The organism is Arthrobacter sp. NQ4 (assembly GCF_029077345.1).
Classification (GTDB): domain Bacteria; phylum Actinomycetota; class Actinomycetes; order Actinomycetales; family Micrococcaceae; genus Arthrobacter.
This window is the reverse complement of record NZ_JARETC010000003.1, coordinates 414,487-428,318: the sequence shown is the minus strand read 5'-3', so window position 1 is coordinate 428,318 and position 13,832 is coordinate 414,487. Positions and strand designations below refer to the sequence as shown.

Below are 13,832 nucleotides of genomic sequence, written 5' to 3'. Positions count from 1 at the left end.
GCAGTCAGCGCAGAGCCTCAAGCAGCCGGGGCGGAAGCCGGATGACGGGAGAATGCCCCGGTCCGGAACATCCACTGCTGGCAGACCCAGTGCAAAGACCATCCAAAGGAGACGTCATGCTCAACAGGGAAAACCTTGAAAACCTGCTCACCAAGGGCGGCAACGTCGTCGGTTCCGACGGCACGAAAATCGGTTCGATCGGTCAGCTGTACGCAGACGATGACACGGGCGAGCCCACATGGGTCACCGTGAAGACGGGGCTCTTCGGTACCTCCGAGTCCTTCGTTCCGGTGGAGGGCGCGCACAACCAGGGCGAAGACCTGGTGGTTCCCTTCACCAAGGAGCACGTCAAGGACGCTCCCCGCGTGGATGCGGACGGCCACCTCACCCCGGAGGAAGAGGACCGGCTCTACACGTACTACGACCGCGGTGCCCGGACCTACACCGAGGCCCGTTCCGGCACCGCCGGGGACGTTGACCTGCAGGGCGACGCCGACCTGAACGCAGGCACCCCCACCGCGGGGATCGGTGCAGGCCGCGACACGTATGACCGCGACGAAACCACACGCGGAACCGTTGGCCACGACACCTCCGGCCCCACCACGGACGACGCCATGACGCGGTCCGAGGAGCAGCTGCACGTGGGCAAGGAACGTGAAGCCACCGGCCGGGCACGGCTGCGGAAGTACGTCACCACCGAAAACGTCACCAAGACCATCCCGGTGGAGCGTGAAGAAGTACGCATCGAGCGGGAGCCCATCACGGACGGCAACCGCGGTGCAGCCTTCGACGGGCCTGCCATCAGCGAAGAAGAGCACGAGGTGGTCCTGCATGAGGAACGCCCCGTCGTTGAGAAGGAAGCCGTTCCCGTGGAGCGGGTCCGCCTGGACAAGGAAGTTGTCCGTGACGATGTCACGGTCAATGAGGAAGTCCGCAAGGAAAACATCGAAACAGACGGCGACACCCGTCGCTGATCGGGACCCGGGGCTCCGGCCCCCAGTTCCGCGGGCAGCCCGGATGAATCAGCTGCCCTGACACGGTGAACGGCGCCGGGAGCCTCCAGGAGGCTCCCGGCGCCGCACTGTTTAAAACGCTGGTGCAGCCGCGCCGGAAGCGGTGGCTGCACCAGCCAGTAGGACGAATATCTTCAGAACTTACGGTTCATCTCTCATTCGCGGCTCCTGTTTTCCCGGTTGACGGTATCCGGGTACACGGCTGGCAGTGTCCACGTCCGGCAGCCAGCAGAAATCACACCATGCCCTCAGCGGGGCGGCGGGTTGTGGTTTCTACCAATTTTACGGCGGGGCAGGGCAAAAAGCGCCGCACGCCGGGGCATTTGATTGGTGATCAGTGGCTCCCCGGAGCCTGTCGTTCGCGGGTCCGGCACGCCCGGCGTGACACCATGGAACACGATGAAACTGCGCGCTGATCAGACCGGAGACCGTGGCCTACCCATGCCGTTGTGGCTGCAGGGTGCCCTTGAAGCGGCGCAGGCGGCCATCATTTCGGCCCTGGTGGTCGTGGCGCCCATCGTTGCCGTCTGGGCCACTGCCGGATTCCAGAACGGGCAGTTCGAAGTCCTGGCCCGCCTGGCCGGGCAGTCCTGGCTCCTGGTCCATGGGGTGCCGCTGGAACTTGCCGGCACAGGACCCGGGACTGCCACCCACGGCGGGTCCGGCATCCTGAGCCTGATTCCGCTGGGCCTGACCCTCATCCCTTTCCTTCTGGCCTGGCGGGCAGGCCGGCGGCTGGCCCGCGCCTCCTATACGGACCAGCTGTGGCAGGCGCTGCTTGGCTCGTGGGCAGTGTATGCAGCGTTCGGCGCCGCTACCGGGTTCGTCTGCCGCAGCGCCGACGTCGGCATCAACCTCTGGTTCGCCATGCTGGTTCCCCTTGTCCCGTTCGGGCTGGGAATGGTGGTTGGCGCCCGGAGGGAGGCCGGGTCCTGGAGCCGGCTCATCGGCGTTGACGCGGTGGACTGGATCTCGCGCACCAGCCAGCACTCACGCTGGGCCGGATCGTACTTCGCATCCGCGGCGAAAGCGGGGTCCGTCGCCGTGCTGTCCGCCCTCACCCTCGCCGCAGTCCTGCTGGCGGCAGACCTGTTCATCCACTGGAACCTGGTGGTTTCCGTTTATGAAGCGCTCGACGCCGGCCCGGTGGGAGGTGCCGCCCTCACCATCGCGCAGCTGGGTTTCCTGCCCAACCTTGTGGTGTTCGCCCTCGCCTGGACGTCGGGCGCCGGGTTTGCGATGGGGGCGGGCTCCCAGGCCGGGGCGCTGGGGACGGCCGTCGGGCCGCTTCCGTCCATACCGGTCCTGGCTGCCATCCCGTCGGGGTCCCTGGACTACGCCTTCGTGGCCCTGGTTGTTCCGGTGCTGGCAGGTGTCATGGCGGGATGGTGGTTCCTGCGGGAGGGCGAAAACCACTTCGACGAGTGGCTCGCCATCAAGGTGCATGCCCGCTGGTTCACCGCCACCGTCTCCACGCTGGTGCTCGGCGTGCTCGTGGGCGTGGCGGCGGGCCTGCTGACGGCCTGCCTGGCCTGGATCGCCAGGGGGTCAGCCGGCCTTGGCCGCCTGACGGCCATTGGGCCCGACCCCCTGTGGACCGGCCTGTGGGTGGCTGCCGAGGTAGGCATCGGCGTCGTTGTCGGTTACGCTGCCGGACCGTGGCTGGAGCGGGAGAACACCGGGGCGGCGGAACACGATGCGGAGCTGGTCCACTAGAACCGGGCCGCCTCTAGCGGACCTTGGTGGGCAGGACGTCCTGGAACTGGGCCATGCACGCATGGGTGGCCCGGTCCGTCAGCGCCCGGCCCAGGCACGCCTGGTACTCGCGCACCTGGTCAAACAGGACCATGGTGGTGACGATCAGCAGCACCATGACGGCGGCCACCACCAGTCCGGAAATGGTGCCGAGGAGAACCAGCCTGGATTCCTTGAGGCGGATTGACCGGACCAGCAGGACGACCCCCAGGACCAGGCCCGCGGCGGTCAGCACGGTCGCCAGCCACAGGTAGCCGACGTCCAGCTGGTACACGAAGAACGAACCGAGGACCGAGACCACGAACATCCGGAACAGGGTGCGGGTCTTGGCAAGGGAGGCTTTCGCCGCCTCGCTGAGCGGGGGCCTGACCTGCTGCTGCCCGCTCCGGCCCGGTTCGCTGTTCATGTTTTCCAGCGTACGCGAGCCTGCACCTAAGCTGGACCAATGCGTATCGTCGTCCTCGTTTCCGGAACCGGGTCCAATCTCCAGGCAGTTATCGACGCCGTCAAGGCGGGGGACCTCGACGTGGACATCGCAGCGGTGGGCGCGGACCGCGAGGGAACCTACGGCGTCGAGCGTTCCGCTGCCGCCGGGATCCCCACCTTCGTGGTGGACTTCAAGGCCTACCCGGACCGCGCGGACTGGAACGCAGCGCTGACCCGGGCTGTGGCCGCCTACAAGCCGGACGTGGTGGTTTCTTCCGGGTTCATGCGGATTGTCAGCCCGGAGTTCATCGACGCTTTCCACGGCAAATACCTCAACACGCACCCGGCACTGCTCCCCGCTTTCCCCGGTGCGCACGGCGTCCGGGATGCCATGGCGTACGGCGTGAAGGTCACCGGCTGCACCGTGCACTGGGCAGACGCCGGTGTGGACACCGGCCCCATCATTGCCCAGGAAGCCGTGGCCATCGAGGACACGGACACCGAGGAAACCCTGCACGAGCGCATCAAGGTGGTGGAGCGCCGGCTGCTGGTCTCCACCCTGGCCGCCCTGGCGGCAGACCCTTCATTCGCCGCGCCCCAGCCCAACTAGGTCGCGCCAAGTGTCGTTTTAACCCCCTCAAAACGACAGCTGGCGCTACCTACATTGTTTGAGTGGGCCGAGCCTGTGGATAACGTCCAGCAAGGACAGTTGCGGCTGCCACCATGGGCTGATGAAGGTTCCTCGTCCCAGGCCCGAACAATTTGAGTCGCTGCCGTTCACCTTCCGGGAGGCAGTCGACGCCGGCATCAGCCGCCGCCGGCTGCGTCACCGGGGCTTGCAGCGGCCCAGCAGGGGCGTCCGGGTGCCGGACTCCTGCGGCCGAACGGATTTGGCCGCTTGCCTCCGGCCCTACACCCTGGTGACGGAATTTGCCGCGGCTTCCCACGCATCCGCTTTTCTGTTGTGGCAGTTTCCAGGGTTCCTGCCAGGCTGCAACGAACCGCTGTTGCATGTCTCCCGTCCCGACACGGTGGCCATCATGCGCCGGCCCGGTGTGAGGGGCCACCGGGGACAGTTTTTCGACGACGAGATTGTCAGCCACCAGGGCCTGCTGGTCACGTCGCGGACCCGGACGTGGCTGGATTGCTCCCGCAAGATGGGCATTGAGGAATTGACCGTTGTTGCAGACCATCTGATCCGATACCCGCGCCCGGAATTCGAAGGCAGATTCGAACCCTATGCAACGCTTGAAGATCTGGCGGAGATGCTGGACAGGCACAAAGGAACACCCGGAATACGCAAGGCCCGTCTTGCCCTTGATTTGGCCAGGGTGGGTTCCGACTCCGCACAGGAAACCAGGCTGCGGCTGGCTCTGGAGCATGCTGGCTTGCCCGAACCTCTACTGAACGTGCCCACGCCGCTGGCCCCCGGCGTCGTACGTCAACCCGACCTGAGCTATCCCGAACAGAAGGTGGCGGTGGAATACGACGGTGAGGGACATTCGGCAGCGGGACAGATTGAGCGGGACATTGCCCGCGAAGAGGATTTCGGACGCGGTGGATGGATTCTTGTGCGAATCTCAAAGCGGCACATGGAACAAGACGCGAAGCTGGCGGTGGCAAAAGTGCGGCGGACAATGCTGGCCCGCGGCTGGTTGCCCGGAGGCTAGAACCAGGTAGCGCCAAGTGTCGTATTGAGGCTCCAGAACGACACTTGGCGCTACCTGGTTGGGAAAGGTTACTCCAGGCGGGCCTGGCGGGTTTCGGGGGAGAAGAACGCCATCCACAGCACGGAGGCCAGCACCAGGGCACCGGCCAGGGCGAAGGATGTGGCCAGCCCGAGTTCCGGCCAGAAGTAGTTGGCGAAGATCAGCGGCCCAAAACCCGCACCAAGCCGGGAGAATGTGGACGCCCAGCCGAATCCGGTGCCGCGCAGTTCGGTGGGATAGAGCTCAGAGACATACGCATAGAGCACCGGAATGGCCACCTGCACCACGAACCCGAACACCAGCAGCCAAAACACCGCGGCCGTGGGGATGTCCACCACGAATGCCACGATCACCAGGGTCAGCGCGGACAGCGGACCGGTAATGGCAAGGATCCATTTGCGCCCCACGCGTTCCACCAGGAGCGCCGCCACCACCACGCCCAGGAAGCCGACGGCGGCCATGGACGCCGTCGTGACGAACGCCTTGTACTCGGCGAAACCTGCGCCGATAAGGATCCTCGGCATCCATGTCAGGGACAGGTAGTACACCAGCAGGATGCTGAAGAACAGGGCCCAGGCGGCAGCCGTGATCTTCCAGTTGAACTGCCACACCGAGCGCAGCTGGGTCCAGGCGCTGCCGGCGGAAAGCCGGGGAACGTCCCGGGCGTCGGGAAGGCTGTAGGCGCGGGGTTCCGCCCCGGTGGCTTCCACCAGCCCATCGATGATCTTGGCGGCTTCTTCCCGCCGCCCCTTCCTGATCAGGAACAGCGGGGATTCCGGCACGCTCCGCCGGATCCAGAAGACCAGCAGGGCGGGAAGCACCATCACCAGCATGGTCAGGCGCCAGTCGCCGTAGAGGGCCACCAGTCCGGCGGAGACGAACCCCGCCAGGGCTGCGCCGATGGGCCACCAGCCGTCCATGGCTGTCAGCACCTTGCCGCGCTGCTTCCGGGGGGTGAACTCACCCACCAGGGCGTAATCCACGGGAATGCAGCCGCCCAGGCCAAACCCGGCCATGAACCGGAAGAGGCAGAACCAGATGAAGTCGGGGGCGAACGCGCCCAGGACGGTGAAGACCGAGAACAGCAGCAAGGTGGCGGTGAAGGCCTTCTTGCGGCCCACGGTGTCCGCGATCGTTCCCCAGATGAAGGCACCCAGGGCCATGCCGATCAGGTTTGCGGTACCCACCCAGGCGGCCTCTCCCGCGGAGAGCGACCAGTGCTTGGACAGCAACGGAATCAGGATGCCGTTCAGGGTCACATCCCAGGCGTCGAACATGAAGCCGAGGCCCCCGATCAGGAAGATCCTGCCCTGGACTTTCCATCGCCAGGGCAGTTCCTGGACCACCTGTTCGCCGCTGGGCACAGTGGTGTAAGTGTTCATCGCCGCCTCCTGTTCAAAACTCTAGCCCGCCCCCACGGCGTTCACACTCCGGCTGACACACCGGCCAACCGCGCCTTCGCGATAAACTGGCCCTATCCCCACCAACCGCGGCCCTGTTCCGCGAGATAAGACGGAGACATTTGTGAGCTTCACGCAGCATGAGCGCGTATCCATTGACCGTGTACCCATCCGCCGGGCCCTGATCTCGGTTTACGACAAAACCGGTCTGGAGGAGCTCGCAACGGGCCTGCACGCCGCGGGCGTAAAGCTCGTCTCCACCGGTTCCACGGCCAAGAAGATCGCCGCCGCGGGCATTCCCGTGCAGGAGGTTGAGGAAGTCACCGGTTCGCCCGAGATGCTGGACGGCCGCGTCAAGACGCTGCACCCGCGCGTCCACGGCGGAATCCTGGCGGACCGCCGCGTCCCCGCCCACATGGAAACCCTCGCCAGCATGGACATCGAAGCCTTCGACCTGGTGGTGGTGAATCTCTACCCGTTCGTGGAAACCGTCAAGTCCGGTGCCGCGCAGGATGACGTCGTGGAGCAGATCGACATCGGCGGCCCCGCCATGGTGCGCTCGGCCGCGAAGAACCACGCCGCCGTCGCCATCGTGGTGGATCCGTCCTTCTACGGCCAGGTGGTGGAGGCTGCCGCCGCCGGTGGCTTCGACCTGAAGACGCGCCGCCGCCTCGCTGCCAAGGCATTCGCCCACACCGCTGCCTACGACAACGCGGTGGCCACCTGGACCGCCAGCCAGTTCCTGGACGAGGACGGCGACGGCGTCATCGACTGGCCCGCCTACGCCGGCCTGTCCCTGGAGCGTTCCGAGGTCCTGCGCTACGGCGAGAACCCGCACCAGCAGGCCGCCCTGTACGTGGACAAGGCTGCGCCGATGGGCATCGCCCAGGCGGACCAGCTGCACGGCAAGGCCATGAGCTACAACAACTTCGTTGACGCCGACGCCGCCCTGCGCGCCGCCTACGACTTCGCTGAGCCCGCCGTCGCCATCATCAAGCACGCCAACCCGTGCGGCGTGGCCGTCGGCTCCGCCGATGCCGCGGACCCCATCGCCGATGCCCACGCCAAGGCGCACGCCTGCGATCCGGTCTCGGCGTTCGGTGGCGTCATCGCCGCGAACCGGACCGTGACTGCCGGCATGGCCAACACCGTCAAGGACATCTTCACCGAGGTGGTCATCGCCCCCGGCTTCGAGCCCGAGGCAGTGGAGATCCTCTCCAAGAAGAAGAACATCCGCCTGCTCGCCCTGCCCGAGGGCTACGGCCGCTACCCCACGGAGTTCCGCCAGGTTTCCGGCGGCATGCTGGTCCAGGTCACGGACAAGGTGGACGCTGAAGGCGACAACCCCGCCAACTGGACCCTCGCCGCCGGTGAAGCCGCGGACGACAAGACCCTCGCGGACCTCGCCTTCGCCTGGACCGCCTGCCGGGCCGCGAAGTCCAACGCCATCCTCCTGGCAGAGAACGGCGCCGCAGTGGGCATCGGTATGGGCCAGGTCAACCGCCTGGATTCCTGCCGCCTGGCCGTGGAGCGGGCCAACACCCTGGGTGTCACGGTGGAGTCCGACGTCGAAGGTGCCGGCGGCGCTTCCAACGCGGACGCGAGCGGCGCACCTGAGCGTGCCCGCGGTGCCGTGGCCGCCTCCGACGCGTTCTTCCCCTTCGCTGACGGCCTGCAGATCCTGATCGACGCCGGCGTCCGCGCCGTGGTGCAGCCGGGCGGTTCTGTCCGGGATGAGGAAGTGATTGCGGCGGCGAATGCTTCCGGTATCACGATGTACTTCACCGGAGCCCGCCACTTCTTCCACTGATAGCCACGCTTCATCGCCGGCCCGGATTAACGACGACGGCGCCCGTCCCCTGCGCAGGGGACGGGCGCCGTCGTCGTTGTGCTGGTTCAGTCTTGGTCGTCTTGGCCGGAGCCGGGCTCCGGGAGCTGAATCTCCCGGGGCTTCGCCGCCGCCATCCGCTCCTCTGTCCAGTACTCGAGGACTTCCTCGGGGGACTGGGTCAGGTCCACGTGGCTGACGGGATCCTCCTTCGGATCAGGTGCCTTAGGACTTTGCTGCACTGTTGAAGGTTGCCTGGATGACTTTGCCCCAGTACGGGCCGTACATCACGGCTGAGCCGTTGTAGCCATAGCTGTTGATGGAGTTCTGTACGCCGTCTGAGCCGATGCCGATGAACCACGGGCCACCTGAGGAGCCGCCCGTCATGTCGCACGGGATGCCCTGGGTACCGAACTGGGGGTTGTTCGGGTCATCCGTGGCCGTACCGGTGCAGCTGAACAGTGACGTGCCGTTAAACGGCGAGGCCTGCGGGTAGCCGTACGAGGTGTAGGTCAGGCCCCGTGCCTGGTTGAAGGCTGTGCCAGAGCCGCCGACAACATCGGTGAGCCGGTCACCGTTGCTGTCCGTATTCACGACGGCGAAGCCGGTGTCGTAGGTCATGTCGCCGTTGGAGGCCCACTGGGTGGGGGCGTACAGGGCCCTGGCGGTCCACTTGCCGTAGGGTGCCGCGCCGTTGTCGTAGGCGGGCACGAAGACGAAGTTGGTGGCGTACGCGCCCGGGCCCTCGTTTACGCAGTGACCGGCGGTAGCCACGGTGCTGCCGTTGGTCGAGGCGACGGCGTTGCCCGAGCACACATAGTTGGTGCCGCCCATGGTGAAGAAGACTTTGCCGATGTGGGAGACGGGATTCTCGCTCTGGGCAATGGTGGGCTTGCCCTTGGTCCCCTTGGTGGAGGAAGGCTTGCCCTTCTCGACCAGGGCGGCGCTGGAGCGGTTGCCGCGGCCCAGCGCCTTGCCGGCCAGGGTGTCACCCGAGACGGCGCTCTGCATGCGCTCCGGAGTCCAGTAATCCGCTGCGCCGTCGGCATTGAGCGTGACGCCGGCCACGGACGGGGCTTCATGTCCATCCGATGGTGCGGGCGCGGCTGAGGCCCCGCCGGCCGAGGTGAGTGCCAGCACGGCGGCAGCCGAGAAAGTCAGGAGGCCGGAAGCCAGAGACCTGGTGCGTGTCATTGTTGTCCTGTCTGAACGGGGTTTGGGCCCTGGATCGGGAGTGACTTAGCGAATTTATCGCCACCGGACAAGTTTGTACACAGTAGTGAGATATCAAATACCGGCTTAGGACCCTTTCACTGCCCCGGCCGCCCCTTGGTAGCGACGGCGGCCCCGGCACGCGGGCGTGTCCCGCCGTCGGCCGTTCTCCATCGCTGTAATCCTGCCCACCGCCGGGGTAACGCTGGGACTCCGGTACGGTTCAACGCCATGTCCTCGGGTAAGTTGTACATGGTGAAATAGACCGAATTTTTCACAATCAAGCCGACCCACAGGGAGACGCCCGCGCATGTCCAAGATTATCTACACCCACACCGACGAAGCGCCGATGCTGGCTACCTATTCGTTCCTGCCCATCATCGAGGCGTTCGCTTCGACTGCAGGTGTGGAGGTGGAGACCCGCGACATTTCGCTCGCCGGCCGCATCATTGCTGTGTTCGGTGACTACCTCACCCCGGAGCAGCAGATCGGTGACGCCCTTGCTGAACTCGGTGAGCTGGCGAAGACGCCGGAAGCCAACATCATCAAGCTGCCCAACATCAGCGCCTCCATCCCGCAGCTGAAGGCGGCCATCGCCGAGCTGCAGGGCCAGGGCTACGCCCTGCCGGATTACCCGGACAACCCCTCCTCCGACGAGGAAACCGCCATCCGCTCGCGCTACGACAAGATCAAGGGCTCCGCCGTGAACCCGGTCCTGCGTGAAGGCAACTCGGACCGCCGCGCGCCGCTGTCCGTCAAGAACTACGCACGCCAGAACCCCCACTCCATGGGCGCCTGGACCTCCGACTCCAAGACCAACGTGGCCACCATGGGCCAGGACGACTTCCGTTCCAACGAGAAGTCCGTGGTCATCGAGTCAGACGGCACCATCGCCATCCAGCTGGTCCGTGAAGACGGGTCCGTGAAGGTCCTGAAGAAGGCTTTCCCGGTCCTGGCCGGTGAGGTCATCGACGGCACCGTGATGCGCGCCGCCGCCCTGGACGAGTTTTTGAAGGCCCAGGTTGCCCGCGCCAAGGAAGAAGGCGTGCTGTTCTCCGCGCACCTGAAGGCCACCATGATGAAGGTCTCGGACCCCATCATCTTCGGCCACGTGGTCAAGGCCTACTTCTCGGAACTGTTCCAGACTTACGGCAAGCAGCTCTCCGCCGCCGGCATCAGCCCCAACAACGGCCTTGCCGCCATCCTCAGCAGCCTCGAGGACCTGCCGGAAGACGTCCGCGACGGCGTGCAGAACCTGATCAAGAAGGGCCTGGAAGACGGTCCCGCCCTGGCCATGGTGGACTCTGACAAGGGCATCACCACCCTGAACGTCCCCAGCGACGTCATCGTGGACGCCTCCATGCCCGCCATGATCCGCAGCTCGGGCCACATGTGGGGCCCGGACGGCAAGGAAGCGGACACCCTGGCCGTGCTGCCGGACAGCTCCTACGCCGGCATCTACCAGGTGGTCATCGATGACTGCCGCGCCAACGGCGCCTACGACCCCACCACCATGGGCACCGTGCCCAACGTCGGCCTCATGGCACAGGCGGCCGAGGAATACGGCAGCCACGACAAGACGTTCGAGATCCAGGAAGCCGGCAAGGTACAGGTCGTTGACGGCTCCGGCAACGTCCTGATCGAGCACGAAGTCTCCGAGGGCGACATCTGGCGCGCCTGCCAGACCAAGGACGCCCCCATCCGAGACTGGGTCAAGCTGGCCGTCACCCGCGCCCGCGCCTCCCAGACCCCCGCCGTGTTCTGGCTGGACGAGGAACGTGCCCACGACGCCAACCTGATCGCCAAGGTCAACGAATACCTGAAGGACCACGACACCGAGGGCCTGGACATCCAGATCATGGCCCCGGTCAAGGCCACTGCCTTCACCCTGGAGCGCATCCGCAAGGGCCAGGACACCATCTCCGTCACGGGCAACGTGCTCCGCGACTACCTGACGGACCTGTTCCCCATCCTGGAACTGGGCACCAGCGCCAAGATGCTCTCCGTGGTCCCGCTGATGAACGGCGGCGGACTCTTCGAGACCGGCGCCGGCGGCTCGGCCCCGAAGCACGTCCAGCAGCTGCTCAAGGAAAACCACCTCCGCTGGGACAGCCTGGGTGAGTTCCTGGCCCTGGCCGTGAGTTTCGAACACCTGGCCACCACCACGGGCAACGCCCGCGCCCAGGTCCTGGCCGACACGCTGGACCGCGCCACCGGCACCTTCCTGCTGGAGAACAAGTCCCCGAGCCGCCGTGCCGGCGAACTGGACAACCGTGGCAGCCACTACTTCCTGGCCCGCTACTGGGCCGAGGAACTGGCCAAGCAGACGGACGACGCCGACCTGGCCGCCGCGTTCAGCTCGGTCGCCAACGAGCTTTCCTCCAAGGAGGAAACGATCGTGGGCGAGCTGGCCGAGGTCCAGGGCTCACCTGTGGACATCGGGGGCTACTACCGCCCGGATGACGCCAAGGCTTCGTCCGTGATGCGTCCTTCCGCCACCCTGAACAAGGTCATCGCCAGCCTGGCCTAGTACCGGCTGGTAAGGCAGAGAGAAGCGGTGCCCCGGTTTCCACCGGAGCACCGCTTCTTTTGCTTTGTCACCTAGCCTGGGCGCGGTTCAGTTCTTGCCTTTGCCCTTGTCGCCGTTGTTCTTGCCGCCGTCCGCTCCGTTGCCGGCGGCACTGCCCTGTGCCGGGGCCGGTGCGGGAGCTGCCTGCGACGCAGGTGCGGGGGAGGGATCCTGGGCTGCCTGGGCGGCGGCAACGCGGGCGTCTTCGGCAGCCTTCGCGGCCGCCGCCTGAGCGGCAACTGCTTCAGTGAGGTCTGCCCGGACGGCGGTGGCCACGGTGGTGATGCTGCGGCGCCGCTCTTCGGAGACCTGGCCCTTCGCCTGGGCAGCCGAAAGGTCCGCTTCGAGGCCCTCCAGTGCCTTGAGCGCGGCTGCGGGATCGTTTTGGGAGGAAGCCTGGGTCACCTCAAGGACCCGCGCCTGGAGCTGTGTTGCCGCTTCGCGCTGCAGCCCGCTCCCGGGGGCGGCACAGGCGTTGAGGAAGGTGGCCGCCAGCAGGGCCGCCGCGCAGGCCAGCAGCAGCCGGCCCGGCACGGCCTGCCGAAGGGTCACGGCGCCACGCTCTTTTGAAGTTCCTGCAGGTGGTCGCCCAGGACACCGGTTACCGTGGGGTAGGGGACGACGTCGGCGGGCCGGGCGGAGATGCTCATCATCACCGCGGCAGCGGCTGCGGCAATCACCAGGGCAGCGAGCACCACGGCAAGCCAGATCCGCTGGTTCCGTGAGAGGCGGGGCTTGCCGGCAGCCTTGGCCGGGGAGGGTGTGGCTGCCGTCCCGGAACCGGATTGCCGGACAGGATCAGATTCATGCACAGGATCAGATGCGGTCGCAGGAGCCTGGGCCGACGGATCGTCAGAGGACCCCGTCGCTCCGGTGGCCCCGGCTGCCTCCCGGACGTCATCCGCCGACTCTTCGGCAGTGATGGTCGGAGGGTGGAAGGGCATGGCCGGCAGTACCCGCGTGGTCTCCGGCACCAGTTCTCCGGGCGTTGAGGCCGGGGAAACCAACGCCTGGCGGAGGGCGGTCTCGATGTCGGCGGCCGATGGCCGCTCCAGCGGCTCGATGGTGGTCATGGAACGGATGAGGTCGGCCCACTCCGCGGGGACGTCGTCGGAAATTTCCGGGGCGCGGTGAAGCCGGGCAACCGCGGATTCCACCGCGCTGCCGGGGTATTCCACGGTGCCCTTGATGCATTCCAGCAGCACCAGCCCGAAGGAGTAGATGTCCGTGGCTGACGACAGCGGCTTGCCCAGGGCCTGTTCCGGGCTGAGGTAGGCGGCGGTGCCCACCATGGTGCCCGTGGCAGTGAGCCGGGTGGAATCCACGATCCTGGCGATGCCAAAGTCCGTGAGCTTGGGCCGCAGCGGCTCGCCGGGCCGGATCTGGACCAGGAGGATGTTGCCCGGTTTGATGTCGCGGTGAATGATGCCCAGGCCGTGCACATAGGCCAGCGCGTCCGCGATGCCCGCGCCGATGACGCTCAGCTCTTCAAGGGGTACCCTGCTGTGCCGGATACGGGCACGCAGGTCCTGGCCCTCCACGAGCTCCATGGTCAGAAACGGCCGGGGCTCATCCGGAATGCGGTCATCGATACCAGCGTCGAAGAGGGTTACCAGGCCGGGGTGGTTGAGTGTGGCGAGGAGCTGGATCTCCGCTTCCTGGCGCTTGAGTTCATCCGCGTCCGGTGCCTGCGGGGCGAAGAGCTTCAACGCCACATCGCGGCCCAGGTTTTCGTCCCGCGCACAGTACACCGATGACATTCCGCCGCGGCCGATGACATCACCCAACCGGTAGCGACCGCCGACAACTTCATTCTTGATGGAGCTAGGCGATTCCGCCACCATGACCGTTCCTCCCGGTGCGCTGCGGCACTGTCGTACCTCAAATTATACGGGCGGTGAGGTGGAAGCAGCGATTGAC

General features: G+C 66.3%; 12 protein-coding genes. 6 read left to right on the top strand and 6 right to left on the bottom strand.

Annotated features, from left to right (window positions below):
• Positions 1 to 116: 116 nt before the first annotated feature.
• Both PUN51_RS08320 and PUN51_RS08315 read left to right on the top strand, forming a co-directional pair.
• Positions 117 to 974, top strand: coding sequence for a DUF2382 domain-containing protein (locus PUN51_RS08320; protein WP_159632604.1), 858 nt, complete (start codon positions 117 to 119; stop codon positions 972 to 974).
• Positions 975 to 1,412: 438 nt separating this feature from the next.
• A complete protein-coding gene (locus tag PUN51_RS08315) occupies positions 1,413 to 2,729 on the top strand; it encodes a cell division protein PerM (protein WP_159632603.1) in 1,317 nt (438 codons plus the stop codon).
• A 13-nt stretch (positions 2,730 to 2,742) separates the two neighbouring features.
• On the opposite strand, the gene PUN51_RS08310 is transcribed toward PUN51_RS08315, so the two are convergent.
• Positions 2,743 to 3,174: a hypothetical protein gene (locus PUN51_RS08310; RefSeq protein ID WP_224025398.1), complete on the bottom strand. Its 432-nt coding sequence runs from the start codon at positions 3,172 to 3,174 to the stop codon at positions 2,743 to 2,745.
• 39 nt (positions 3,175 to 3,213) lie between these two features.
• Here PUN51_RS08310 and purN point away from each other — a divergent pair, with 39 nt between their 5' ends.
• Together purN and PUN51_RS08300 are read left to right on the top strand one after the other, a co-directional pair.
• Positions 3,214 to 3,804 (top strand): phosphoribosylglycinamide formyltransferase, encoded by a 591-nt coding sequence (gene purN, locus PUN51_RS08305; RefSeq protein WP_159632601.1) that lies wholly within the window; start codon positions 3,214 to 3,216, stop codon positions 3,802 to 3,804.
• Positions 3,805 to 3,925: 121 nt separating this feature from the next.
• Positions 3,926 to 4,864: a hypothetical protein gene (locus tag PUN51_RS08300; protein ID WP_275180448.1), complete on the top strand. Its 939-nt coding sequence runs from the start codon at positions 3,926 to 3,928 to the stop codon at positions 4,862 to 4,864.
• A gap of 68 nt (positions 4,865 to 4,932) precedes the next feature.
• Here the strand turns inward: PUN51_RS08300 and PUN51_RS08295 are convergent, their stop codons facing one another.
• Positions 4,933 to 6,285, bottom strand: a complete 1,353-nt coding sequence (locus PUN51_RS08295) for an MFS transporter (protein WP_275180447.1) — start codon at positions 6,283 to 6,285, stop codon at positions 4,933 to 4,935.
• A 142-nt stretch (positions 6,286 to 6,427) separates the two neighbouring features.
• Here PUN51_RS08295 and purH point away from each other — a divergent pair, with 142 nt between their 5' ends.
• Positions 6,428 to 8,113 carry a bifunctional phosphoribosylaminoimidazolecarboxamide formyltransferase/IMP cyclohydrolase gene (gene purH, locus PUN51_RS08290; protein ID WP_275180446.1) on the top strand — a complete coding sequence of 562 codons (1,686 nt, stop codon included), beginning with the start codon at positions 6,428 to 6,430 and terminating at the stop codon, positions 8,111 to 8,113.
• A gap of 86 nt (positions 8,114 to 8,199) precedes the next feature.
• Here the strand turns inward: purH and PUN51_RS08285 are convergent, their stop codons facing one another.
• Both PUN51_RS08285 and PUN51_RS08280 read right to left on the bottom strand, forming a co-directional pair.
• Positions 8,200 to 8,373 (bottom strand): hypothetical protein, encoded by a 174-nt coding sequence (locus PUN51_RS08285; RefSeq protein ID WP_275180445.1) that lies wholly within the window; start codon positions 8,371 to 8,373, stop codon positions 8,200 to 8,202.
• Positions 8,357 to 9,325, bottom strand: coding sequence for a trypsin-like serine peptidase (locus tag PUN51_RS08280; protein WP_159632598.1), 969 nt, complete (start codon positions 9,323 to 9,325; stop codon positions 8,357 to 8,359). The genes PUN51_RS08285 and PUN51_RS08280 overlap by 17 nt, the downstream gene beginning before the upstream one ends.
• Before the next feature lie 328 nt (positions 9,326 to 9,653).
• On the opposite strand from PUN51_RS08280, the gene PUN51_RS08275 reads away from it, so the two are divergent.
• Positions 9,654 to 11,873, top strand: a complete 2,220-nt coding sequence (locus PUN51_RS08275) for an NADP-dependent isocitrate dehydrogenase (protein WP_224025405.1) — start codon at positions 9,654 to 9,656, stop codon at positions 11,871 to 11,873.
• Between the two features lie 87 nt (positions 11,874 to 11,960).
• Here the strand turns inward: PUN51_RS08275 and PUN51_RS08270 are convergent, their stop codons facing one another.
• Positions 11,961 to 12,464: a hypothetical protein gene (locus tag PUN51_RS08270; RefSeq protein WP_224025406.1), complete on the bottom strand. Its 504-nt coding sequence runs from the start codon at positions 12,462 to 12,464 to the stop codon at positions 11,961 to 11,963.
• On the bottom strand, positions 12,461 to 13,756 hold the full coding sequence (locus tag PUN51_RS08265) for a serine/threonine-protein kinase (protein ID WP_275180444.1): 1,296 nt from the start codon (positions 13,754 to 13,756) through the stop codon (positions 12,461 to 12,463). The genes PUN51_RS08270 and PUN51_RS08265 overlap by 4 nt, the downstream gene beginning before the upstream one ends.
• Positions 13,757 to 13,832 lie beyond the last annotated feature (76 nt).

Coding starts and splice junctions, on each gene's coding strand:
- PUN51_RS08320 (WP_159632604.1), top strand. CDS start 117: ATGCTCAACAGGGAAAACCTTGAAAACCTGCTCACCAAGGGCGGCAAC.
- PUN51_RS08315 (WP_159632603.1), top strand. CDS start 1,413: ATGAAACTGCGCGCTGATCAGACCGGAGACCGTGGCCTACCCATGCCG.
- PUN51_RS08310 (WP_224025398.1), bottom strand. CDS start 3,174: ATGAACAGCGAACCGGGCCGGAGCGGGCAGCAGCAGGTCAGGCCCCCG.
- purN (WP_159632601.1), top strand. CDS start 3,214: ATGCGTATCGTCGTCCTCGTTTCCGGAACCGGGTCCAATCTCCAGGCA.
- PUN51_RS08300 (WP_275180448.1), top strand. CDS start 3,926: ATGAAGGTTCCTCGTCCCAGGCCCGAACAATTTGAGTCGCTGCCGTTC.
- PUN51_RS08295 (WP_275180447.1), bottom strand. CDS start 6,285: ATGAACACTTACACCACTGTGCCCAGCGGCGAACAGGTGGTCCAGGAA.
- PUN51_RS08280 (WP_159632598.1), bottom strand. CDS start 9,325: ATGACACGCACCAGGTCTCTGGCTTCCGGCCTCCTGACTTTCTCGGCT.
- PUN51_RS08275 (WP_224025405.1), top strand. CDS start 9,654: ATGTCCAAGATTATCTACACCCACACCGACGAAGCGCCGATGCTGGCT.
- PUN51_RS08265 (WP_275180444.1), bottom strand. CDS start 13,756: ATGGTGGCGGAATCGCCTAGCTCCATCAAGAATGAAGTTGTCGGCGGT.